Source organism: Lutibacter sp. A80 (assembly GCF_022429645.1).
Classification (GTDB): domain Bacteria; phylum Bacteroidota; class Bacteroidia; order Flavobacteriales; family Flavobacteriaceae; genus Lutibacter.
In genome coordinates this window covers 1,714,966-1,738,988 of the sequence record NZ_CP092480.1, presented here as the reverse complement: position 1 = coordinate 1,738,988, position 24,023 = coordinate 1,714,966, and the positions used below count along the sequence as shown (strand labels likewise).

The following is a 24,023-nucleotide window of genomic DNA, read 5'->3' as shown; positions in this document are numbered from 1 at the left end:
CTTTAAAAAGCAGCTATTGAGGCTGCTTTTTTTATACTCTATATTTTATAAGTTTACTAAAACACCTGAACATTAGAATTATTTTAGGTTTTTTAGTGTATAAATTATTTTTAATTATTAATCTTTAAATTTGTTGTAAAAATTACTATTAGGTTTATTAATAATACCTTTGTTAATAATATTATTTTTCCTAATTATAAAATAATAAACTATTTAGGTTATGAAAGTACTTGTTATTGAAGACAATATTGAGTTGTTACAAGACATAAAGTATTTTATGGAAGCTCAAGGGAATATTTGTGAAGTTGCCAACGATTATAAATCAGCTTTTATGAAAGTTGTTATATTTCCTTACGATATTTTAATTGTTGATATAACGTTGCCAGATGGTTCAGGACTAGATATAATTAAAGAGGTTAAGAAAAAGAATATTGATGTAGGTATAATTATTATTTCTGCTAAAAATGCAATAGGAGATAAAATTCAAGGTTTAGAAATTGGTGCAGACGATTATTTAACAAAGCCATTTTATCTTGCAGAACTAAATGCTAGAATTAAAGCAATATATAGAAGAAAAGCCTATAAAGGTAGTAATGAAATAAATTTTAACGAAATTAAAATTAAACCAGATAATTACGAAGTTTTTATAAATGATAAACTTATAAATCTAACCAAAAAAGAATTTAATATTATTCATTTTTTTGTAGTCAATAAAAATAGACTGTTGACAAAAGAAGCAATAGCAGAACACCTTTGGGGAGATCATATAGAAATGACAGATTCATTCAATTTCATTTATCCGCATTTGGCAAATTTGAGAAAGAAAATAGCTAAATTTGGAGGGAAGGATTATATTAAATCTATCTATAATGTAGGTTATAAATTCGGAGAACAGCAATGATTTTAGTTACAAAAACTAATAAATATTACCTCATTTTTTTTGTATTTCTTTTTCCGCTTATGCTTGGTGCTGATTATTATCTTATCCAACATACTGTAAATGAAGAGGTAGATGAGATATTAAAAGATGAAGGTGGGCGTATTGATTTTTTTATTAAAGAAGAAGGGAAACTTCCTAGCTCTAACTATTTATTTAACACAACAATTGTAAATAAAGATTTTTCTGCACCAAATATTTATAAGGATACATTAATTTATGAAGCTTATAAAAATAAATTAATTCCATATCGTACATACAAGTTTACAACGGTAGTTGATGACCAAAAGATGAGAATTTCTTTAAAACACATTATTTTAGAGATGAATGAGCTTATTATATGGCTTTTTGTTACAACTACATTAATAACACTATTATTAGTAGCAGGTGTGTTCTTTATCAATCAAGAAATATATAAATGGACTTGGAAACCTTTTTTTGAAAATCTTCCAAAACTTACAAATTACGATGTAAATAAACAAAACCCTGTAAATCTTAAAGTCTCTAATATTAATGAACTTGAAGAAGTTAATAAGCTTGTAGTAACTTTAATGAATCAGGTGAAAAAAGATTTTCAGAAACTAAAAGAATTTAATGAGAATATTTCTCACGAAATACAAACTCCACTAGCCATAATTAGAAATAAAATGGTACTTCTTTTAGAAAGCCAAAAACTAAACGAAAAAGAATTTAAATGGGTTCAGGCTGTTTATCAAGAAGCCAATAAACTATCTAAAATAGGGAAGTCGTTAACATTAATTTCAAGAATAGAAAACCAAGAATTTACAAGACTTGATAGTGTAGATATTGGTGTTGTTGTCAATAATATTATAGGCAATATGGAGGAAATTATTAAATTTAAAAATCTTAAATTAACGGTTGATTTTACCCCTGTAAAAGTAAAATGTGATTTAGTGTTAGCAAATATTCTTTTTACAAATTTGATTAAAAATGCCATACAACATAATCACGAGGGAGGTTATATAAAAATGTTATTAGATGAGGAAAAATTTGAAATTGTAAATTCAGGAGCAGCTTCTAAAATAGCAACTGAAAAATTATTTAATCGCTTTCAAAGAGGAAATGAAGGGACAGAATCATTAGGTTTAGGGTTGGCTATCAATCAAAAAATATGTGAAATGTATGGGTTTCATTTAGTTTATAACCGTTATAAAAGTGAGCATAAACTTACCTTGTTTTTTTATAATGAGATTTCAGACGAAGAAAAAGAATAAAATTCTTTGTTAATAGCAGAATACTGTTTATTCACTTTTGTAGTTTAATATTAAAAAAAGGAGTTATAATTTACTTAACAATAAACGAAATAAACAATTCTAAGATTTCATTTTTTTTATCATTTAATTTTATGCGTAAAAATTTCAACGATTTGTACATATGCGCTTCTACAGTATTTACAGATATATTTAAAATATCGGCAATTTCTTTGTATTTGTAACCTTGTATTTTAGACATTTTAAATATTTCCTTTCCTTTAGGAGGTAGACTGTCTATAGCTATTCTTAATTGAATTAATTTATCTTCAATAGCTACATCTTCATAATCCACAAGGCTTTGTATCGCATTAAATCTTATAATTTCAAGTTGCTTGTTTTCATTCTTCTTTTTTCTGTAGTGATCAATATAAGAGTAATAGGTGGATTTGTATAGGTAAGATTTAATAGAAGTGTGAATATTTATTGTTTTTCGGTTTTCCCAAAAATTAAGCAAAATTTCTTGCACTATATCTTCAGCAATATCACTATTTCTTGAAAAACTATAAATATAATTACAAAGTTGAGTGTAGTAAACTTTATATATAATGTCAAAAGCTCCAGAATTATCATTCTTGAGGCTATTAATAAGCTCTTGATCATTTTTCATAAAAAAAGTTAAAATTTGTAAATATTAATGTTAATTATGTGAAAATAATAGTGCAATGATAACAAAAAAACTAGAATTTTAACATAATAGTATTAGAAAATTAATATAAATAGTAGTGGTATTTGTTTTTTTATACGACGTATAATAAAAACATAGAACTTTTAAGTTTTAATCTGTCACAAAATGAAAAAACATAATATTCAAAATATTATTCAAAAATTTATAGAGAACGATATTTCATTGTTAGAAGAAGAATACCTTATTAAATGGTTGGAGAATAAAAAAAATCAAAAAATATTTGAAGATTATATAAAGCTAGATTATTTGATTCATACAAACTATAATGAATTTAATAAAAATAAAGATTCTTCAAAAGAATTGTTAGATAGAGTTCAAAATAGAAATGTAAAGCCAATTGGTTTAAATTTCAATTTTTGGATGAAAATAGCTGCGATATTAGTAGTTTTTTTAGCTGTAACATATTTTTTTATAGATAAATCCAATGAAAAAAATTCAGCAGTTGTAAAAACTAAAATTGAAATAGGAACAGATAAAGCTATTTTAACTTTAGAAGATGGTGCAAAAATAGCTTTAGAAAAAGGTAAAAGCGTTACCACCACAAATGCAGAGAGTAATGGAGAAGAATTAGTTTATAAACAAGCTGTTTCAAATGCTGAAATTAAATACAATACATTAACTGTTCCACGAGGTGGTCAGTTTTTTGTTGAATTGATAGACGGTACAAAAGTTTGGTTAAATTCCGAATCTCAACTTAAATATCCAATTGCTTTTATTGAAGGAGAAACACGTAAAGTAGAATTGCTTTATGGAGAAGCTTATTTTGAAGTTTCACCAAGTACTAAAAATAAAGGATCAAAGTTTATGGTACTTAATAACGCACAAGAAATAGAAGTATTAGGTACAAAATTTAATGTAAAAGCTTATAAAAAAGAAACCAATATTTATACCACATTAATAGAGGGTAAAGTAGCGGTAAATACTGCTGCCGCTAAACAATTATTGAAACCAAATCAACAATCAAAAGTTCAAATAGGAAACAACCAATTATCTGTTAGAACAGTTGATGCAGCAATAGAAATTGCTTGGATACATGGCGACTTTGTATTTAAACATAGTAAATTAAAAGACATTGTTACAGTGTTAGGTAGGTGGTATAATGTGGATATTGAAATTGAAAATAAATCATTAGAGAACCTAAAATTTAATGGAGAATTTGGTAAATCACAAAATTTAGAGGATATCTTAATTTTAATAAAAAATACAAACTATATAAACCAGTATGAAATAAATGAAGAAAAAGTAATATTAAAATAAAAAAAAAGAGGGAAATAAATATCAACATCTCACCGAAAATACTTTCCCTCCTTAGAGTACGATTAATTAATTAAAATGTTTAACTAACTAACAGCATGTAAATTTATGGAAATTAATTCTATTACCCATTGTTTTCTATTTAGGAAACGATTTTTAACAATTATTATGAGATTAACAATTTTTTTGTGTTTCTTTTCAGCCTTTAGTATGTCACCAATAAATGTGTTATCACAAAACGCTAAAATTGTTGTTGATGTAGACAAAACAGTTTCAATAGATGAAGTTTTTAATATGATTAGTAATCAATCAGATTATAAATTCATCTATCACGAAGACTTATTTAACAACCTTCCTTTGGTACACTTAAAAAAAGGAACTATTAAAGCTAATAAATTACTAGAACAAAGTCTTTCAGGTTCTAATGTTATTTTTGAATTTACCAATAAAAATACCATTGTAATTAAAGAAAGTTTACCAGTACCAATAGCTTCTGAAGAGGACACTGCTCCGTTACAACAATTAACTATTACAGGAACTGTGGTTGATGACGAAGGACAGCCACTTCCAGGAGTGAATGTTATTGTAAAAGGTTCCAAAACAGGTGTTTCAACTGATTTTAATGGAAAGTATGAGCTAAAATTAAATAACAGAGATGAAAAAACAATACTAATATTTAGTTATGTTGGTTTTAAAAATCAAGAAATAGTAATTGGTACTAAAACTATTATTGATGTTAAAATGACAACTAATTTAGCTGGATTAGAAGAGGTTGTAGTAATTGGTTATGGAACATCTAAAGTAAAAGATGCAACAGGAGTAATATCTAGAGTTGTTGAAGCTGAAATTGAAGACGCCCCTATGGGTGTTAGCGTTGAAGGTTTACTACAAGGTAAAGCGGTAGGTGTAAGCGTACAAGTACAATCGGCATCGCCAACTTCACCAATAAGTGTAATTATTCGAGGAGCTTCTTCTTTATCGGGAGACAATCAACCTCTATGGGTTATTGATGGTATACCACAAGCCTCTGAAACAACAACTGGAAATGTTGCAAATACCTTATATAATTTAAACTTAAATGATGTTCAAAGTATCGATATTTTAAAAGATGCATCTGCAACAGGGGTTTATGGTTCAAGAGCTGCTAATGGGGTTGTTATTGTAACTACCAAACGCGGTAAACCAAATACAGACCCTAAGTTTGAAATATCTACACGTGTAGGATACCAAGCTATGGATTTTAATGGGTACAATTATATGGATGCCCCTCAATACATAGAATTTATAACAGCAGCGGCTAAAGAAGATATTTTAGCACATGGATTTCAGTATTTTAGTTCTCAATATATAGATCAAGATGCTTTTAAAGCTTTAAATACAAGTGAATACGATGCTTTTGATTTACAATTACTTTCAAATGCTTTTTATGGTGCTAATAATAATTGGCAAGATATTGTTACGCAAAATCCATTAAATGTAGATTATAATTTTTCAGTTCGTGGTGGGTCAGAAAGAACAAATTATTTTGTATCGTTTAATAATAGCAATAAAGAAGGTGTTGTTATAGGAGGTGAAAGTAAGATTTATGGTGGGCGTCTTAATTTTGAAACCAGTATAAACGATAATATTAAATTTGGATTGAATTTAACGGGTAGTACTCGTAAAACAGTAGATAAAGATGGTATGTTATTCACGTTAAAAGGAGTACGTCCAGATTTACCAGGTTATAATGAAGATGGAACTATCTTTACAAGAGATTATTATACAGAAAATCCTTATACTGCTTTATTAAATTCCAATGATGGAAAGGGAATTAATTTTAGTGGTACAGCATTTGTAGAACTAAAAATTATAGAAAATTTAAAATTAAGAACTTCATTTGCTAATAGTTATACAGACTCTGAAAGATTACAATACACTAGAAAAGGAAGCTATACAGAAACATTAGGTGAGAGATCATGGAGCGATAGTAAATCGTCTCGTGATTTGTTTGAAAACACATTAACTTATGCTGCGCTAATTAATAAAAAGCATGATATTAAGGCTTTAGCTGGTTATAGTATTGAAAATAACGTTTCAGGTAGTTATTATATGAGTGGCCAGAATTTCCCTGATGATGATATCCTTAATAATTTTGGATCTCAAGCAGCAATAAACTATATAGGTGAATCTGAAACAAAAAGTGCATTGGTTTCACAATTTGTGCGTTTACATTATAAATTTGATGATCGTTATATTATTTCAGGAACACTTCGTAGAGATGGTTCATCTCGTTTTGGAGCAGATAAACGTTGGGGTACTTTTCCTTCTGTAGCTGCAGCATGGTTAATTACTGGAGAAAACTTTATGAAATCTGATAAAATTAAAAAACAGATTTCTTATTTAAAGTTAAGAACATCAATAGGTAAAACGGGTTCTCAAAACCTTGGTAATTTTGACTGGATAACAGAGGTTGATGCTGCAACGTATAATGAGACTCCAGCTATTTTACCTGCTTCACTTGGAAACCCAGATCTACAATGGGAAGAGACCGAAATGTTTGATTTTGGTTTAGATTTCGGATTATTAGATGATCGTATCTATGGAGCTATTGGTATATACCAAAAGAAAAGTAATAAATTAATTTATGATGAAGATATACCTTGGAGTTCTTCATTTAGAGATATTACTTCAAATGTAGCTTCAATGCATAATAAAGGTTTTGAATTTAATATTAAATATGATATTTTGCGTAAATCTGATCAGCGCTTAACCTTTGATTTTAATTACTCTAATGGTAAAACAAAAGTAACTAAGATTAATGGTAATCAAACTGAATTAATTTTCCCAGGAAGTTATGCTCCATACATTATTGTGGAAGAAGGAGATGTAATTGGAGAATGGTTTGGATTACAAACAGCAGGACGATTTTTTGTAAATGCTGAAGATGCTTACGGAATGAGAAACAGTTTAACTGACTCAGGAGTTCAAGAAGTTTATAGATCTTCAAACGAGTCTGGAGGTGACCTTATTTTTGTTGATCAAAATGGAGATGGCGAAATTACTGATGACGACCGTGTGCATTTAGGAACTTCTGTACCTAAAGGATTTGGTGGGTTTGGGTTAACGTATCAGTATAAAAATTTTAGGATTAATACAACATTTACTTATGCGTATGGACATAAAAGGTTGTGGGATCAACTTTTAGGTGATGCAGAATATCTTGGAGATTTTAACCAAAGTAATAATATTGCAGGGCAAAGTGCAACTGTTTTGAGTCCTTATGATGCACTTTATCCAAGAATGACACTAGATGGAGTTAGTAATGGTGAATTTTCAGATTTTTATTTACACGATGCATCTTATGTTCGTTTAAATGCATTGAATATTTCTTATAAACTTCCTAGTAAATTCTTTAATAATTCCATAGTTAATGGAGTCGATCTTACTTTCCAAGGCACAAATTTATTTACAATTACTAAATATCCTGGTTTTGACCCACAAGGTGGAGGTTCTGGTTATACAGATGTTGATGCTGGGGCAGCTATTGATGGAAGTATTTACCCATCAGCTAAAGTTTTTAGTCTAGGAATTAAATTAAATCTTCAATAAAAAATATTACACATGAAAAAATTATTTTATATATCGTTAATTGCTCTAGTTTTTGGGGTAAGTTCTTGTGCTGATGATGTTTTAGATTTATCGCCAAGTTATAAATTAAATGAAAAAAATGGAATTACAGATAAGGTTAAAGCTAGAGCCGCTGTTAATGGAATTTATACAACAGTAGTAAGTGGTAATAATTATTCCGGAGGAATTAATGCAACTTTTATCTCTAAATCCGGATTTGGAAAGTGGATTACCGCCGATTATGAGATGGAATATACTCAATCTAATATAACAACCACTTCAATAAAATATAAGTGGATAGGTTATTATGAAACTATAAATGCAGCAAATTTTGCTATTACTGGTATTTCTTCACTAAGTGAAAGTCAAATAGATGAGGCAGAAAAAAACTCTCTATTGGGAGAAGCAAAGGTTTTAAGAGCTTTTGCAAATGCATATATTTTATGGGTTTATGGACATTGGTGGGCTGCAGATGATGCTGATCCTAATGGTATATTATTCCGTGACGATCTAGTTACGGTAGCCAACCTTAGACAGCCTAGACTAACAGTGGGGGAGAGCTATGAAAAAATTTATGAAGATCTTGATTTTGCCATTGAACATTTAAACAGCTTTACTGACAATAGATTTGTTTCTAAAGAATTTGCAAAAGTATTCAAGGCAAAGGTAATGTTATATAGAGCAGGTTTTAATGATGGAATAGCTGGTCTAGATGAAGCCCTTTCTTTAGTAAATGAAGTATTAAATGCAAGTGTTTCAGGGTTTTCTATGCAAGGAGATTTAGCTCAAGTGTATCAAGATTCATGGGATTCTGAAGAAAACTTATTCTCAGGTTATTTGGAAGAAACGAATAGAGCAAATAACGCAAGTTCATATTATAATTATACAATTCCATATCGTTACTCAACTCGTTTACCTGTTGCAGAAGGTACAATACCATCTGCAGGTTTAACAAAAGGAATAGAATGGTTTCAAACCGATCCACGTTGGCCTATTGTTACAGGTGAATCTAGATCTGCAATAACTTGGGATACTAACCAATATTATTGCTTTACCAAAGTAACAAGACTTGGTAAAGTTGCTGGACTAGAACAGGGAGATAATAAATACAATACCTACTTTTTTAGATACCCTGAACTTTATATTATGAAAGCAGAATTGTTAGCCAGAACAGGTGCATCTATTTCAGAGGCTATTGCTCCAATTAACATTATGCGTTCTAAAAGAACAAACCCTATTTTACCAAGTTTAAATCCTACAACTCAGCAAGAATTAACAGATGCTATTTTTAAGGAATACTTTTTAGAAACATTTTTAGAAAACGGAAGTGAATATTTTGCTTCTACACGATTTAAAGATAGTGCAGGGCAACTTTGGATCGAAAACCTTAGGGAAGCTCCAATAGTATTAAATAGTTTATGTTATCCTATTCCTCTAGAAGAAATTAATGTAAACAATGAAATAGTTCAAAATACTGATTTAGAATAACTTAAAATATATTATATGAAATTTATAAAAAAATATATAAAAGCTACAGTAGCCGTTATTGGTTTAGTCTTATTTAGTGCTTGCACAGATGAGATAGATCTTAAAATACCTTACCCAAATGATATTACTTTTAATGAATTAACTTTAGGGAGATTTACGTATGATATACCAAGTGCTCCTTTTGAAGTTGGAGATAGTAAATCAGGGGTTATTACTGTAAATGTAAACAACTCAGGAGTAGATTATAGTGGATTTGCCTTGTCTAATAAAAATTTTCGATCTTACCCGTGGGATTTGAGTCCAGATTTTGCTCCAGAAGGAGGATTAACTCCAGATCAAGTGCAAGAATCTATAAATACTACCGCTTTTAGTGTCTACACAAACAGAGTAAATACAACAGAAAATTATTTAGTAGGAAATACTACAGGAGATAATGCTTATTTTACATTGGCAGAACCTGGCATCGTTGAACATGTATTAGTTGCTAATACTAGTTACAACTATCTTTTAGCTAGCTATGGTTCTATACTTTCTGAAGACGTAGATCCGGTTACCCAAGAGTATTTACTTACTGGAGGAAAGAGATCTAATCCTGGAATAGCAAACGATGATACTAATTTTTATGGAGTGTTTACGCTTCCTGGAATTGACGGTACGCTTCGTACAATAAGGTTATCTGGAACTGAACTTTTAGCTAAATATGAAGTTGGAGATCCTATAGGAAAAGAAGCTGGAATAACAGCAGGAGAGGATGCTCGTTCAACTTTTATAGCGAGTAATCCTGATAGTACATCAGAAGAGCAACAAGCTGTTTATGATGCTGCTTACAATGTTGCTTACAATGATGCTTTTGAAGCAGCTACTGATAGCATACATAAAGGTTATGTAAAATTAACTATTGAAGGTTCTTTAAGTGGAAGTGTTACAGGAACCATAGATGTTTATTTAGCTATAAGACCAAATGTTGATCCTGCATATCCTGAATATAGTTATATATTAAATGATTGGAGAAATGTTGATTTAACTTCTTTAGGTACTGTAGATAAAGTATTATTCAAAATGTCATCAGATTATGTAGATAACGAAGGAAAAATGGTTTACCCATCTTTGTTTTGTTTAGATGGAATCCGTCTTCAATAACAAAAGAATTGTTTTATGTCTATTTAAAAAACGGGGAAATTAATTCCCCGTTTTTTTAAAGTTTTAGTATCATAAAATAACGATTACACTTACTAATTTTTTAAAAAAACATTCATGAGAAAAATATTTATATTCTTGCTTTCGATGCTATTTTTAGCGTCTTGTAAAAAAAATACAACTAAAAACTATATTATATTTTCTGGAAGTATTTCAGATGCCACAACAAAAAATTTTAGATTAATTAAAAAAAATAGCGGTACAGGTATACTTAATATTACATTAGCAGATGACGGTTCATTTTTAGATACTTTAACAACAGGAACAGGTCATTACATTTTTACCGACTCTAGAAACAGAGCAGATATGTATTTAACTGATGGAGGGGAGTATAATATAACGGCAAATGGAAAAGATTTTAAAGGTACTTCAAAATTAACGGGAACCGACCCTGATGCTTCTAATTATTTAATGACTAAAATAAGTAACATTATTAAATTAAGAGGTGATTATGCTGAATTTAATAAATTAAATGAATCTGATTTTATTGCTACACAGAAAAAACTAAATGAAAGTTATGTTAACTACCTAGAAAGTTTTCCAAATGTACCTAAAGAATTTGAAGAATTAGAACGTGAAGAGTTACATTATTACCATCTTTTAACTTTAATTAATTATGAAAGTTTACACCAAAGATATGCTGAACAACCTGATTTTAAAGTTTCAGAAGGTTTTTTAAAAGAATTAGAAGATGTAAATTTTGTAAATGAAGAAGCCTATAAACTTAGAGGTTCTTATACTAAATTAGTAGAAAAGCACTTTAAAAATAAAGTTGATGAATTAGTAGAAAATAAGGGAGTAGATAAATATTTGGCTAAATTAAAGGTGTTTGGAGAGATTCCTAATGATTTTATAAAAAATAGCTTAATAGTATCAGCTGCTAATTATGACATTAGTTATACTGATAATATAGATAAATATTACAAAGCTTACCGTTCAGTTTCTACTTCAACAGAAAATGACGAAAGCATTACCAAAAAGTATGAAGCCTTAAAAAAATTGAGTAGGGGACAGCTTTCACCAATATTTACAGACTATGTAAATCATGCCGGAGGAACATCTTCTTTAAGTGATTTTGAAGGGAAATATGTTTATATAGATGTTTGGGCAACTTGGTGTGGGCCTTGTTTAGCGGAGGTTCCTTCACTTCAAAAAGTTGAAAAACAATACCATGGTAAAAACATAGAATTTGTAAGTATTTCTATAGATACAGAAAAAGCTCGTGATTCTTGGAGAAAAATGGTAACAGATAAAGAATTAGGAGGAGTACAATTAATAGCTGACAAAGATTGGAAAAGCGATTTTATTACAGCTTATCAAATTAATGGAATACCACGTTTTATATTAATAGATCCTAATGGTAAAATTATCAGTTCAAATGCACCTAGACCATCAAATAGTAAATTAATAACCTTGTTTAATGAACTTGGGATTTAAATAAAAAATAATTTTTAATTAGAAATTAATAAAAATGAAAAAAATAATTTGTGTATTAAGCCTTGTGTTGGCAATAATATCCTGTAAAGAGGAAACGGATAAAAATTATATTTTGTTATCTGGAACCATTACAGACGCACCATTGACAGAATTTAAACTGTATCATAAAGATGCTAGAGGAAGATTTACTATTAAAACGGCAGAGGATGGTTCTTTTATTTGTGATACTATATTTTCAGGAACAGGAACTTATAGGTTTAGTGGTAAGGGGATGAATAGGATTGATGTTTATTTAGCTAATGGAGGTGAATATAAACTAATTACAAATGGTAAAGATCTAAGGAATACCTCAGAATTAATTGGGCCAGTAGCGAATGCTTCTAAATATTTATTGACTAAAGACCTACGAAACGAACGCTTAAGAGGGGATTTTGAAGAATATAATAATTTAAACGAATCAGATTTTAGTGCTAAAGCTTTTATGATTAAAGAAAATCTTATAAAATATTTAGATAGCTTTCCTAATCTTCCTAAAGATTTTGCTGAATTTGAACGAGAAGAATTGACTAATTATTATCTTTTATCTTTAATTAGATACCAATATAGACACGGAAGTAATATTAAACAACCAGATTTTAGAGTTTCAAAGGAATTTCTTAAACCATTAGAAGGTTTAGATTTTAACAATGAAGAAGCTTATAAGCACAGAGGTTGGTATGATGAATTAGTAGGGGAATATTTTGAATTGAAAGCAGATGAATTAGCCGATAATGAAGGTATTGATAAATATTTGGCAAAACTTAAAGTTTTTGGGGCAATACCTAATGATTATATAAAAAATGATTTATTAAAGTCAGCTGCAAAATATGATATAGCTTATACAGATAATATGGATGCATATTATACTGCTTTTATAGCTGTTTCTACTTCAAAAGAAAATAACAAAGTTTTTACTGAAAAGTATAAAGCCTTAAAAAAACTTTCTAAAGGCGAGCCTTCTCCTATTTTTACAGATTATGTTAATAATGCAGGAGGAACAACTTCTTTAAATAATTTTAGTGGAAAGTATGTTTATATTGATGTTTGGGCAACTTGGTGTGGTCCATGTTTAGCAGAAGTGCCTTCACTTAAAAAGGTTGAAAAACAATACCATGGTAAAAACATAGAATTTGTAAGTATTTCTATTGATAGGCAAGAAGTAAAAGGAGCTTGGAGTAAAATGATAGCGGATAAAGAATTAGGAGGAGTTCAATTACTTGCAGATAAGGATTGGAATACAGACTTTATTAAAGCTTATAAAATTAATAGTATACCACGTTTTATATTAATAGATCCAAAGGGAAATATTGTGTCGTGGAATGCTCCTAGACCATCAAACCCAAAATTAATTGAACTTTTTAATGAGTTAAATATATAACCACATATCCCAGTATTATTATTTGAATTATTTTTTAAATCACTTCAGTGTTGTTTCATTGGAGTGATTTTCTAATTATAATAAATTAATTTCTTTTTTCATTTATTCAAATTAAATGATATTCATAAAATCAAAAAAACTTGATAATCTTTCGATTACCAAGTTTTTTTATTGATTTTTTTTGTTAAAAAGTCGGGGTGGCAGGATTCGAACCTGCGGCCTCCACGTCCCAAACGTGGCGCGATAACCGGGCTACGCTACACCCCGAGATTTAAAAGAAACCTTAATAGTAATTTAAGGAGCTTTTTAATCTACATTATTTAAATTGCACTTTTGATGCGATACTTTAAATAATTTCGACTGCAAATATAATACTAAAAATACATTTTACAAGGATTTATTCAAAAATAAGTTGATAAGGTCTTTTTATGGCATCTTCTAATTCAAAAACACTAATATTTCTACTTCTTCTAATGGTTTCTTTTCCTTCAAAAAACACCAAAATTGTTGGCTCAACAAAAGCACTAAAGTTTGCAGAAATTTCGGGACTCATATTTAAATCAATTGAAATAAATTGGATTTTTGGAAACAAAGTAGTTGTTAAATTTTTAACTTTTGGCTCAAGGGCTTCACCAACACTGCACGAATTTGTTGAAAAATATAAAAGTACTGCGCTATTAGTTTCTATAATTTTTTGGAGATTTTCAATTGATTGGTGGATTTTATGATTTTTCATAGTATGGTTGCAAATTATATACAAATATAGATATTAAAGCTATTATACAGGTTTAAATTAATTCTTTTGGTATTTAATTTTACGGTTTTATTTTCATTTTTAATCCATAAAAAATAATTTATTTGAATGCTTAAATTTTAATTTTAAATAAACTATTAATTATAATTATGTTTTCATTATTAAAAATTATAAACAAAGGTGTTTTTTTTGATAATAATGCTATAAATTTGTTTTTCAAATATAAAAAAATAGATTACGATGTCTGATACAATTGAAAGAATAAAATGCTTAATAATAGGGTCTGGTCCTGCAGGATATACTGCTGCAATTTATGCCGCTCGTGCCGATTTAAAACCTGTAATGTATACTGGAATGCAAATGGGAGGACAGTTAACTACAACTACCGAGATTGATAATTTTCCAGGATATCCTAATGGGATAGATGGAACTGCTATGATGGAAGATTTAAAAAATCAAGCAGAGCGTTTTGGTACTGAAGTCCGTTTTGGATTGGTAACTAAAGTAGAGTTTAGTAAGGAAGTAGGTGGAATTCATAAGGTAACAGTTGATGATTCTGTTGTAATTGAAGCAAATTCAGTTATAATTTCAACAGGTGCCACGGCAAAATATTTAGGATTAGAAAGTGAACAGCGTTTAATAGGTGGTGGAGTTTCTGCTTGTGCTACTTGTGATGGGTTCTTTTATAAGGGGCAAGACGTTATTGTTGTTGGAGCAGGAGATACGGCTGCAGAGGAAGCTACATATTTATCAAATATTTGTAATAAGGTTACAATTTTAGTTAGAAAAGACTATATGAGAGCTTCAAAAGCGATGCAACATAGAGTTGATAAAACTGCAAATATTGAAGTTAAATTTAATACCGAAATTGATGAGGTGTTAGGAGAGAATGTAGTGGAAGGAGTAAGAGCTGTAAATAATAAGACTGGAGAAAAAGAAGTAATTGATGTAACTGGGGTATTTATAGCTATTGGTCATAAACCTAATACAGAAATTTTTAAAGGCTTTTTAGAAATGGATGAAACAGGTTATTTAATTACTGAAGGAAAATCTACTAAAACTAATTTACCAGGTGTTTTTGCTGCTGGAGATGTACAAGATAAAGAATATAGACAAGCTGTAACAGCAGCTGGAACAGGGTGTATGGCGGCTTTAGATACTGAACGTTATTTAGGGTCTTTAGATTAAAAAGCTAACTATATAATATTAAAGAGGCTGTCTTAACAATTATTGTTAAGACAGCCTCTTTTGTTTAAATGAGAAGCTATTATTTGCAATCGTTTTCGTTAATTAATTTGTAGAATAACTATATTACTTGCAATAAGTAATTAATTTTGCATTTTAAAATTAAAGGTTATGGGATTATTTTCGAACAGTTATTTTGTGTTGTTTTTGATAATAGTAATTGGCTTTATTATTGGTCGAATTAAAATTAAAGGTATTTCATTAGATGTTTCTGCTGTTATATTTGTAGCATTGGTATTTGGGCATTACGGTATGCAAATTCCTAAAGATTTTCAATATTTAGGTTTAGTGCTATTTATTTTTACTATTGGAATACAAGCAGGACCTAGTTTTTTTGAATCTTTTAAAAAAAATGGGCGAGAACTTGCAATGTTGTCTGCAATTCTAGTAGGAAGTTCAGGTTTAATAGCATTTATAGTTTTTTACTTTTTAGGAATAGATAAAAACCTTGTTATTGGTTTGTTAAACGGGGCTTTAACTAGTACTCCAGGGTTAGCAGCAGCAATTGATGCTACAGGTTCTCCATTAGCCTCTATTGGGTATGGTATCGGATATCCTTTTGGAGTTATTGGAGTTATACTTTTTGTAAGTTTTTTACCTCGTATTTTAAAAGTTAATCTAAAAGAAGAAGAGGAAAAATATAATAGAGAATTATCAGCAGGTTTTCCAGAAATTAATAGAAAACACTTTATTGTTGAAAACGATAATGTAATAGGGAAAACATACGGAGAGTTAAATATTCGATTTATGACCAAAGCTGTTATTTCTAGAATAGTGCATGATAACGTTGTAATTGCACCTGAACCGGAAATTGTTTTTCATAAAGGAGATGTTGTAAAGGCAGTTGGAACTGCAGAAGCATTAGAACGTGTTAAACTTTTAATTGGTTCTGAAACACAACAAGAAATACCACCTTTGGATACAAATTTTGATATCCGATCTATTTTAGTAACAAATAAAGATGTTGTTAAAAAAACGTTAGGACAATTAAATATTTTAGAAACATACCACGCAACAGTTACACGTGTTAGAAGATCTGGTATTAATATTTCTCCTAGCCCTTCTACTCAATTACAGTTTGGTGATAAATTAATTGTGGTTTGCCATAAAACAAATATGAAACACGTAAGTCGTATTTTTGGAGATGATACTTCAAAACTTTCAAATACAGATTTTTTACCAATAGGAGTGGGGATAATTTTAGGTATTTTAGTTGGGAAGTTAAGTATTAATTTTAATTCATTTTCTTTTAGTTTAGGCTTAACAGGTGGAATTTTATTAGTTGCACTTGTATTAGGTAGAACTGGTAAAACAGGACCTGTAATGTGGACAATGACTGGAGCTGCCAATCAGCTACTGCGCCAATTTGGATTGCTGTTCTTTTTAGCTGCAGTTGGAACAAGTGCTGGATCAAGTATGGTAGCTACCTTTCAAGAGTTTGGTTTAGAGTTGTTTGCATATGGTATATTAATAACATTATTACCAATGATTATTACTACGTTTGTTGCAAGGTCGTTTTTTAAATTAAATATGCTTACGCTGTTGGGTACATTAACAGGAAGTATGACTAGTACTCCTGGTTTAGCAGCCGTAGATAATTTAGTTGATACAGATGCGCCTTCGGTGGCTTATGCAACTGTATATCCAATCGCAATGGTTTTATTAATTATTGTTGTCCAGATATTAAGTTTATTATAGAAAATATTACAAAAGAGGTAAAACCTTATTTACATTTAATTGGTTAATGTTAAATTAAAAATACCACTCAATAGCAATATATTGAGTGGTATTTAAGTTACTGGAATTAAAGTATTATTTTTTATAAATAGATGCTTTGTCAAAAAACTCAGTTAGTGTAATTTTTGGATTTGAATAAAGATAAACTTCAGCAGAATTTTTTGCACGTATATCTATATTTTTTTTAGCATTTATATAGGTTTTAGAGTCGTTTGTAGCATTTACTAAAATAGCATCAGCTTTAAAATCTTTTCCTTTAAATGATGTGTTTCCTAAAGTTTCAATTTCAAAATTACTTGCAGAACCTTCAATTTCCATGGATGCTTTGTCTAATAATCTAAAAAAAGCTTCTGTTGATGCAAAATTCCCTGTTATATCTGAAGATTCTAGAGCGTTAACGATAATAGATTTACTTGAAATTTCAAGATTTAAATCGCTCGATTTGTTGCTGTTTATATGTACAATTTGCGAGCTAAGTTTTAAACTTATATTAGAGTTGTCAAAAGTATTTACAGTTAAGGTATCAATAGCTAAAGATGTTTTAGATGTAATTTTAGACTTATTATAGCTGTTTATTTCTTTTAATTGTTTATTTACGTGAATGTGAACTGCTAATTCTTTGCTTCTAACAATCTTATCATTTAATTTAATGCTAAGTAAACCGTTAGAAACTTGTGTTAGAACAGCATCTTGTAAATTAGAGTCTGTTTCTACTTTTACAGATTGTACATCGTTGTAAGTTAGATAAACATCAATATCATCAATAACCTCTATTCTATTAAAGTCTGAAACGTCTCTGTTTTGTGTGATAACATCTTTATTTCCTTTTAATTTTTCTTGTGAATTAACCGTTACAATTGTTAATAAACATAATAATAATGCAATTTTGTGTGTAAATCTCATAGTTTTTTATTTTTAAGTAAAATTAATAAAATATTTTTTTATGGAATAGTTTGTGTATTTAAAAATGTATGCTAAATTTGTGCCATAAATGAAGAATAATACATTAAATAACAATTGGTGGTGGAACTCTCTTAGTAGCTAAGCGAGAAGCATTCCATTATATTTAATTAACAATATATAACAAAAAGGACTTATCTCGCGATAAGTCCTTTTTTATTTTAAAAATATGCAAGAATTAAAGTTTACAACAATTTCAAAAAAACAATTAGCCGACACAGTAACACCTGTTGGTTTATACTCTAAGATTAGAGATAAATATGCGAATAGTTTATTATTAGAAAGTTCAGATTACCATACCAAAGAAGATAGTTATACTTTTATCTGTGCAGCACCAATAATAACACTAAAAGCTGATAAAAATAACTTTACATATAGTTATAAAAATCAAGAGACTGCAGTTAAAGAAATCAATCGCGATTTCTATTCAATTTTTGAAACATATAAAAATACTGTTAAGGTTGATTGTGATGAAAGTGTAAAGTCATTCAATGGTTTTTACGGGTATATGTCTTATAATTCTATTCAATATTTTGAAACTATAAAATTAAATGCTAAAAAAGCAGCATCAGAAATTCCAGATCTGCAGTTTAGCTTTTTTCGTTTTATAATTGCTATCAATCATTTTAAAGATGAACTTACATTAATTGAAAATGTTGAAGAAGGTGAAGAGTCTAGAATGTACGAAATAGAAACCTTAATAAATGCACGTACTTTTGGATTGTATAATTTTAGTATAGAAGGTGAAGAAACTTCAAATTGTACAGACGAATATTTTAAGAATAATGTAGCTAAAGCAAAACAACATTGTAAACGTGGAGATGTTTTTCAACTGGTGTTATCACGACAATTTCAACAATCTTTTTCTGGCGATGAGTTCAATGTTTACAGAGCATTACGTTCTATAAACCCTTCACCATATTTGTTTTATTTCGATTATGGAAGTTTTAAATTAATGGGGTCTTCTCCAGAAGCACAAATTAAAATAGATAAAGAAAGTGCTGTTATTAATCCTATTGCCGGAACTTTTAGAAGAACGGGTGATATGTCTAAAGATATTCTTTTAGGAGAAAAGCTTTCTAACGATAAAAAAGAGACTGCCGAACACGTAATGTTGGTTGATTTAGCACGTAACGATTTAAGTAAACACGCAAGTAATGTGTTTGTAGATGTTTTTAAAGAAGTACAATACTTTAGTCATGTAATTCATTTGGTTTCAAGAGTTGAAGGAAAACCAAAAGGAAAAGTTATAAAAATAGTTGGAGATACTTTTCCTGCAGGAACACTAAGTGGAGCTCCAAAATATAAAGCTATGGAATTAATCGATACCTACGAGAACCAAACAAGAGGTTTTTATGGAGGAGCAGTTGGTTTTATTGGTTTAGATGATACTGTAAACTTAGCCATTGCAATACGCTCTTATGTTAGTAAAAATAACACATTATTTTACCAAGCTGGAGCAGGGATAGTTATGAAATCTACAGAAGAAGGTGAATTACAAGAAGTAAATAACAAATTAGCAGCTTTAAAAAAGGCGTTAATTTTAGCAGAAAATATATAACATTAAAGGTTGAAAACTTAAAGGTTTATTAATTTTTAAATTATTCAATCACCCAATTTTTAAATACAATATGAAAATATTAATATTAGATAATTACGACTCTTTTACCTATAATTTGGTGCATATGGTTCAAGATATTACCGGAGTATATCCATCAGTTTTTAGGAATGATGAAATTGCAATTGAAGCCATTAATGAGTATGATTTAATTTTCTTATCTCCTGGTCCAGGAATTCCAGATGAAGCAGGAATTTTAAAAGAAGTAATAAAAACATATGCAGGGAAAAAACCAATTTTTGGTGTATGCTTAGGCTTGCAAGCAATTACAGAAGTTTTTGGAGGAAGTTTGGAGAATTTAGATACTGTTTTTCATGGAGTAGCAACTACAATGAAAGTTACAGATGCAAATGCACAGATATATAAAGATGTACCTGCAGAGTTTGAAGCTGCAAGATATCATTCGTGGATCGCTTCAAAAACCGATTTTCCAGAAGAATTAAAAATTACTTCAGTTGATGAATTTGGTGATATTATGAGTATTCAACATAAAGAATATAATATTAGTGCCGTACAATTTCATCCAGAATCTATTTTAACACCAATAGGCGAACAATTGGTTAAAAACTTTATTGATGCTAATAAATAATGAAAGTGGGTTACTTAGTTTAACATCAAATTCATAAAAAATATAAAATGAAAAAAATACTAAATAAATTATTTGAGCAACAGCAATTATCTAAAGATGAAGCCAAAGAAGTGCTTATTCAAATGGCTAATGAAAAGTACAATGCATCTCAAATGGCATCTTTTTTAACGGTATATTTAATGCGTCCAATTTCGGTGAAAGAACTGGCTGGATTTAGAGAGGCTTTATTAGAATTAGCCATAAAAATAGATTTATCAGAATTTAATACTATAGATTTATGTGGAACAGGAGGAGATGGTAAAAATACGTTTAATATTTCAACGTTAACATCTTTTATTGTTGCTGGAACCGGAAATAAAGTAGCAAAACACGGTAATTACGGTGTCTCTTCTGTAAGTGGTTCTTCAAATATGTTAGAATATTTAGGTTATAAATTTACAAATAATGAGGATGAATTAAAAAAACAGATAGATACAGCAAATATTTGTTTTTTACACGCTCCATTGTTTCATCCAGCCATGAAAGCTGTAGGTCCAATTAGAAAAGAATTAGGTGTAAAAACATTTTTTAATATGCTTGGACCGTTGGTAAATCCAAGTAGACCACAAAATCAATTAGTTGGAGTTTTTAACTTGGAAGTAGCTAGAATTTACAATTATCTATTACAAGAAACTTCTCAAAATTATGGAATTGTATTTAGTTTAGATGGTTATGATGAAGTTTCATTAACAAGTAATTTTAAACTTTTAACAAAAGGAGATGAGCAATTAATTGCGCCTCAAGATTTAGGATTAAAACGTTTAGAACAATCTGAAATATTTGGTGGAGATTCTGTAGAGGAAGCAGCAAAAATATTTGTTTCAATTTTAGAAGGGAAAGGAACAGAAGCACAAAATAATGTTGTTTTAGCAAATGCAGCCTATGCCTTAAAAACTTTTGATGCTAGTAAAACTTTTGAAACAGCTTTTGAAGAAGCTAAAGATTCTTTATTAGGATTAAAAGCAAAGCAAAGTTTAAATAAGCTAATTAATAATTAGGAATTTATAATTGTATAAATAAGGAAATAATAATTCATAATTGAAAATTTGTAATTAAATATGAATATTTTAGATAAAATAATAGCACATAAAAAACAAGAAATTGCACAATTAAGAAAAGAAGTGCAAATAGAAAAATTGGTAAAAAGTCCTAATTTTCAACGCACACCTTTGTCTCTAAAAAAGAGCTTATTAAGCGTTGGTTCAACAGGAATAATAGCAGAATTTAAACGTCAATCTCCTTCTAAAGGAATAATAAACGATGTAGCAACAATAGAAGAAGTAACCAATGGGTACTTAGATGCTAAAGTAGCTGCGCAATCAATTTTAACGGATACCGAGTTTTTTGGCGGTAATATTTTAGATGTTATAAAAGCACGTTCTATACAAGAAACAACACCAATTTTAAGAAAAGATTTTATTGTAGATGGGTTTCAAATTGTTGAAGCTAAAGCCATAGGAGCAGATGTTATTTTGTTAATTGCAGCTTGTTTAACTAAAGAAGAACTTAAAAATTATGGAAAACTAGCCGAAGATTTAGGCTTAGATGTTTTGTATGAAGTTCATAGTCAAGAAGATTTAGATAAAATTGAATTAGATAATAAAATTATAGGTATTAACAACAGAAACCTAAAAACATTTAAGGTAGACTTAGAACATTCTATAAAGTTAGCAAGTAAAATACCAGATACTTGTATAAAAGTTTCTGAAAGTGGGTTGAATGATCCTAGAGTTATAACAGGATTAAAAGAATATGGTTTTCAAGGGTTTTTAATAGGAGAAAACTTTATGAAAACTGAAAATCCAGGTGAATCTTGTAAAGAGTTTATCGATCAATTAAGATAATATAAGTTAAAAGTATGAAAATTAAAGTTTGTGGAATGCGAGATGCCGAAAATATTTCGGAATTGATAAAATTAAAACCAGATTATTTGGGTTTTATATTTTATGGTAAATCCAAGCGTTTTGTAACTAATTTTCCTAAAGTTGAAATTCCTTCAGCCATAAAAAAAGTAGGCGTTTTTGTAAATGAAACTGTTGATACTATTATAGAAATAGTTGAAGAAAATAAATTGGAAGCCGTTCAATTACACGGAAATGAAAGTCCAGAATATATAGAAGAACTTAAAGTTTTATTGATTAAAAAAATTGAAATTTTTAAAGCTTTTTCAGTAGACGATAATTTTGATTTTTCTAAGACCGAGCCTTATCAAAAAATGTGTGATTATTTACTTTTTGATACAAAAGGAAAAGATTATGGAGGAAATGGAGTTAAATTTAATTGGCAAGTTTTAGATAATTATAAAGGAAATTTATCATACTTATTAAGTGGTGGAATTTCAAAAAAAGATTCACAAGCATTAATGTCTTTTCTAAATAAACAGGAATCTAAAAAATGTATGGGAGTTGATATAAATAGCGGGTTTGAAATAGAACCGGCATTAAAAAATATTAAAGATATTAAAGAATTTAAACAAAATTTAGTATGAATTATTTTGTAGATGAAAATGGATATTATGGACAGTTTGGAGGAGCCTATATTCCTGAAATGTTATATCCAAATGTTGAGGAATTACGTCAGAATTATTTAAAAATAATGCAAGAGCCATCCTTTAAAAAAGAATTTGATGCATTGTTAAAAGAATATGTTGGACGCCCAACTCCCTTGTATTTTGCCAAAAGGTTATCAGAAAAATACAATACAAAAATTTATTTAAAACGTGAAGATTTATGCCATACAGGCGCGCATAAAGTAAATAATACCATTGGTCAAATTTTAATGGCAAAACGTTTAGGTAAAAACAGAATTATTGCTGAAACGGGTGCAGGGCAACACGGTGTTGCAACTGCTACAGTTTGTGCATTAATGGGCTTAGAATGTATTGTGTATATGGGTGAAATTGATATTGCACGTCAGGCTCCAAATGTAGCACGTATGAAAATGTTAGGCGCAACAGTTGTCCCTGCATTATCGGGTAGTAGAACCTTGAAAGATGCTACAAACGAAGCTATTAGAGATTGGATTAATAATCCAGTTGATACGCATTATATTATTGGATCTGTAGTTGGACCACATCCATATCCAGATATGGTTGCGCGTTTTCAATCTGTTATTTCTGAAGAAATGAAATGGCAATTAAAGGAAAAGGAAGGAAAAGAAAATCCAGATTATGTAATTGCTTGTGTTGGAGGTGGAAGTAATGCGGCAGGTGCTTTTTATCATTATTTAGATAAAGAACAAGTAAAATTAATTGCAGTTGAGGCTGCTGGTTTAGGGGTAGATTCTGGAGAAAGTGCAGCAACGAGTGTTTTAGGTAATGAAGGTGTAATTCACGGAAGTAAAACATTATTAATGCAAACAGAAGATGGTCAAATAACGGAGCCTTATTCAATTTCAGCCGGATTAGATTATCCTGGGGTTGGTCCTTTACACGCACATTTATGTGAAAGCAAAAGAGCGGAGTTTATTTCTATTACAGATGATGAAGCTATGCAAGCAGGTTTACAATTATGTGAATTAGAGGGTATAATTCCTGCAATTGAAAGTTCACACGCATTGGCTGTTTTTAAAACAAAGAAATTTAAAGAAGACGATATTGTTGTTTTAAATTTATCGGGTAGAGGAGATAAAGATTTAGATACATATATTAAATATTTTAAGTTGTAGGAAATAGTTTAAACGTCATGCAGAACGTGTTTCAGCATCGCATCAAAAATTTTGAGTTATCAATTATGATGAGACCCTGAAATAAATTCAGGGTGACGGAGTAAGATAATAAGATAT

19 protein-coding genes and 1 tRNA gene are annotated in these 24,023 nt (G+C 29.4%); 16 read left to right on the top strand and 4 right to left on the bottom strand.

Translation table 11 applies throughout. The features are described from left to right. Nucleotides 1-220 precede the first annotated feature (220 nt). A complete protein-coding gene (locus MHL31_RS07485; protein WP_240228544.1) occupies nt 221-901 on the top strand; it encodes a response regulator transcription factor in 681 nt (226 codons plus the stop codon). After that, nucleotides 898-2,172 (top strand): HAMP domain-containing sensor histidine kinase, encoded by a 1,275-nt coding sequence (locus tag MHL31_RS07480; protein ID WP_240228543.1) that lies wholly within the window; start codon nt 898-900, stop codon nt 2,170-2,172. Before MHL31_RS07485 ends, MHL31_RS07480 begins: the two co-directional genes overlap by 4 nt. Nucleotides 2,173-2,242: 70 nt before the next feature. On the opposite strand, the gene MHL31_RS07475 is transcribed toward MHL31_RS07480, so the two are convergent. Beyond that, nucleotides 2,243-2,818, bottom strand: coding sequence for an RNA polymerase sigma factor (locus MHL31_RS07475; RefSeq protein WP_240228542.1), 576 nt, complete (start codon nt 2,816-2,818; stop codon nt 2,243-2,245). A gap of 183 nt (nt 2,819-3,001) precedes the next feature. On the opposite strand from MHL31_RS07475, the gene MHL31_RS07470 reads away from it, so the two are divergent. From MHL31_RS07470 to MHL31_RS07445, 6 genes are all read left to right on the top strand, one after another. Then, nucleotides 3,002-4,153, top strand: coding sequence for a FecR family protein (locus MHL31_RS07470; protein WP_240228541.1), 1,152 nt, complete (start codon nt 3,002-3,004; stop codon nt 4,151-4,153). A 165-nt stretch (nt 4,154-4,318) separates the two neighbouring features. Then, complete coding sequence (locus MHL31_RS07465; RefSeq protein WP_240228540.1) at nt 4,319-7,741, top strand: SusC/RagA family TonB-linked outer membrane protein; 3,423 nt, start codon at nt 4,319-4,321, stop codon at nt 7,739-7,741. Nucleotides 7,742-7,753: 12 nt separating this feature from the next. Further along, nucleotides 7,754-9,247, top strand: coding sequence for a RagB/SusD family nutrient uptake outer membrane protein (locus MHL31_RS07460; protein ID WP_240228539.1), 1,494 nt, complete (start codon nt 7,754-7,756; stop codon nt 9,245-9,247). A gap of 15 nt (nt 9,248-9,262) precedes the next feature. Further along, nucleotides 9,263-10,387, top strand: a complete 1,125-nt coding sequence (locus MHL31_RS07455) for a DUF4465 domain-containing protein (RefSeq protein WP_240228538.1) — start codon at nt 9,263-9,265, stop codon at nt 10,385-10,387. A gap of 114 nt (nt 10,388-10,501) precedes the next feature. After that, nucleotides 10,502-11,881 carry a TlpA disulfide reductase family protein gene (locus MHL31_RS07450; RefSeq protein ID WP_240228536.1) on the top strand — a complete coding sequence of 460 codons (1,380 nt, stop codon included), beginning with the start codon at nt 10,502-10,504 and terminating at the stop codon, nt 11,879-11,881. Between the two features lie 34 nt (nt 11,882-11,915). Beyond that, a complete protein-coding gene (locus MHL31_RS07445) occupies nt 11,916-13,298 on the top strand; it encodes a TlpA disulfide reductase family protein (protein WP_240228534.1) in 1,383 nt (460 codons plus the stop codon). A gap of 192 nt (nt 13,299-13,490) precedes the next feature. Here MHL31_RS07445 and MHL31_RS07440 read toward each other — a convergent pair. After that, a tRNA-Pro gene (locus MHL31_RS07440) sits at nt 13,491-13,565 on the bottom strand. A gap of 130 nt (nt 13,566-13,695) precedes the next feature. Then, nucleotides 13,696-14,034 (bottom strand): thioredoxin family protein, encoded by a 339-nt coding sequence (locus tag MHL31_RS07435; RefSeq protein ID WP_240228532.1) that lies wholly within the window; start codon nt 14,032-14,034, stop codon nt 13,696-13,698. 258 nt (nt 14,035-14,292) lie between these two features. Here MHL31_RS07435 and trxB point away from each other — a divergent pair, with 258 nt between their 5' ends. Both trxB and MHL31_RS07425 read left to right on the top strand, forming a co-directional pair. Further along, the gene (trxB, locus tag MHL31_RS07430) at nt 14,293-15,240 is read left to right on the top strand and encodes a thioredoxin-disulfide reductase (protein WP_240228531.1); all 948 of its coding nucleotides are present in this window, start codon (nt 14,293-14,295) and stop codon (nt 15,238-15,240) included. 168 nt (nt 15,241-15,408) lie between these two features. Further along, complete coding sequence (locus MHL31_RS07425) at nt 15,409-16,995, top strand: aspartate:alanine exchanger family transporter (RefSeq protein ID WP_240228530.1); 1,587 nt, start codon at nt 15,409-15,411, stop codon at nt 16,993-16,995. 114 nt (nt 16,996-17,109) lie between these two features. Here MHL31_RS07425 and MHL31_RS07420 read toward each other — a convergent pair whose 3' ends face one another. Continuing rightward, the gene (locus MHL31_RS07420) at nt 17,110-17,937 is read right to left on the bottom strand and encodes a GIN domain-containing protein (RefSeq protein WP_240228529.1); all 828 of its coding nucleotides are present in this window, start codon (nt 17,935-17,937) and stop codon (nt 17,110-17,112) included. Nucleotides 17,938-18,163: 226 nt separating this feature from the next. Between MHL31_RS07420 and MHL31_RS07415 the strand changes: the two genes are divergently transcribed. The 6 genes from MHL31_RS07415 (at nt 18,164) to trpB (ending at nt 23,906) form a co-directional block, all read left to right on the top strand. Next, the gene (locus tag MHL31_RS07415; protein WP_240228528.1) at nt 18,164-19,555 is read left to right on the top strand and encodes an anthranilate synthase component I family protein; all 1,392 of its coding nucleotides are present in this window, start codon (nt 18,164-18,166) and stop codon (nt 19,553-19,555) included. 70 nt (nt 19,556-19,625) lie between these two features. Next, nucleotides 19,626-20,201, top strand: coding sequence for an aminodeoxychorismate/anthranilate synthase component II (locus tag MHL31_RS07410; RefSeq protein WP_240228527.1), 576 nt, complete (start codon nt 19,626-19,628; stop codon nt 20,199-20,201). A 47-nt stretch (nt 20,202-20,248) separates the two neighbouring features. Further along, nucleotides 20,249-21,238 (top strand): anthranilate phosphoribosyltransferase, encoded by a 990-nt coding sequence (gene trpD / locus MHL31_RS07405; RefSeq protein ID WP_240228526.1) that lies wholly within the window; start codon nt 20,249-20,251, stop codon nt 21,236-21,238. A gap of 60 nt (nt 21,239-21,298) precedes the next feature. Continuing rightward, nucleotides 21,299-22,084 (top strand): indole-3-glycerol phosphate synthase TrpC, encoded by a 786-nt coding sequence (gene trpC / locus MHL31_RS07400; RefSeq protein ID WP_240228524.1) that lies wholly within the window; start codon nt 21,299-21,301, stop codon nt 22,082-22,084. Between the two features lie 14 nt (nt 22,085-22,098). Beyond that, nucleotides 22,099-22,728, top strand: coding sequence for a phosphoribosylanthranilate isomerase (locus tag MHL31_RS07395; RefSeq protein WP_240228522.1), 630 nt, complete (start codon nt 22,099-22,101; stop codon nt 22,726-22,728). Continuing rightward, the gene (gene trpB, locus MHL31_RS07390; protein WP_240228520.1) at nt 22,725-23,906 is read left to right on the top strand and encodes a tryptophan synthase subunit beta; all 1,182 of its coding nucleotides are present in this window, start codon (nt 22,725-22,727) and stop codon (nt 23,904-23,906) included. The genes MHL31_RS07395 and trpB overlap by 4 nt, the downstream gene beginning before the upstream one ends. Nucleotides 23,907-24,023 lie beyond the last annotated feature (117 nt).

Coding starts and splice junctions, on each gene's coding strand:
- MHL31_RS07445 (WP_240228534.1), top strand. CDS start 11,916: ATGAAAAAAATAATTTGTGTATTAAGCCTTGTGTTGGCAATAATATCC.
- MHL31_RS07485 (WP_240228544.1), top strand. CDS start 221: ATGAAAGTACTTGTTATTGAAGACAATATTGAGTTGTTACAAGACATA.
- MHL31_RS07450 (WP_240228536.1), top strand. CDS start 10,502: ATGAGAAAAATATTTATATTCTTGCTTTCGATGCTATTTTTAGCGTCT.
- trpB (WP_240228520.1), top strand. CDS start 22,725: ATGAATTATTTTGTAGATGAAAATGGATATTATGGACAGTTTGGAGGA.
- trpD (WP_240228526.1), top strand. CDS start 20,249: ATGAAAAAAATACTAAATAAATTATTTGAGCAACAGCAATTATCTAAA.
- MHL31_RS07475 (WP_240228542.1), bottom strand. CDS start 2,818: ATGAAAAATGATCAAGAGCTTATTAATAGCCTCAAGAATGATAATTCT.
- trpC (WP_240228524.1), top strand. CDS start 21,299: ATGAATATTTTAGATAAAATAATAGCACATAAAAAACAAGAAATTGCA.
- MHL31_RS07460 (WP_240228539.1), top strand. CDS start 7,754: ATGAAAAAATTATTTTATATATCGTTAATTGCTCTAGTTTTTGGGGTA.
- MHL31_RS07470 (WP_240228541.1), top strand. CDS start 3,002: ATGAAAAAACATAATATTCAAAATATTATTCAAAAATTTATAGAGAAC.
- trxB (WP_240228531.1), top strand. CDS start 14,293: ATGTCTGATACAATTGAAAGAATAAAATGCTTAATAATAGGGTCTGGT.
- MHL31_RS07425 (WP_240228530.1), top strand. CDS start 15,409: ATGGGATTATTTTCGAACAGTTATTTTGTGTTGTTTTTGATAATAGTA.
- MHL31_RS07435 (WP_240228532.1), bottom strand. CDS start 14,034: ATGAAAAATCATAAAATCCACCAATCAATTGAAAATCTCCAAAAAATT.
- MHL31_RS07410 (WP_240228527.1), top strand. CDS start 19,626: ATGAAAATATTAATATTAGATAATTACGACTCTTTTACCTATAATTTG.
- MHL31_RS07465 (WP_240228540.1), top strand. CDS start 4,319: ATGAGATTAACAATTTTTTTGTGTTTCTTTTCAGCCTTTAGTATGTCA.
- MHL31_RS07420 (WP_240228529.1), bottom strand. CDS start 17,937: ATGAGATTTACACACAAAATTGCATTATTATTATGTTTATTAACAATT.
- MHL31_RS07480 (WP_240228543.1), top strand. CDS start 898: ATGATTTTAGTTACAAAAACTAATAAATATTACCTCATTTTTTTTGTA.
- MHL31_RS07395 (WP_240228522.1), top strand. CDS start 22,099: ATGAAAATTAAAGTTTGTGGAATGCGAGATGCCGAAAATATTTCGGAA.
- MHL31_RS07455 (WP_240228538.1), top strand. CDS start 9,263: ATGAAATTTATAAAAAAATATATAAAAGCTACAGTAGCCGTTATTGGT.
- MHL31_RS07415 (WP_240228528.1), top strand. CDS start 18,164: ATGCAAGAATTAAAGTTTACAACAATTTCAAAAAAACAATTAGCCGAC.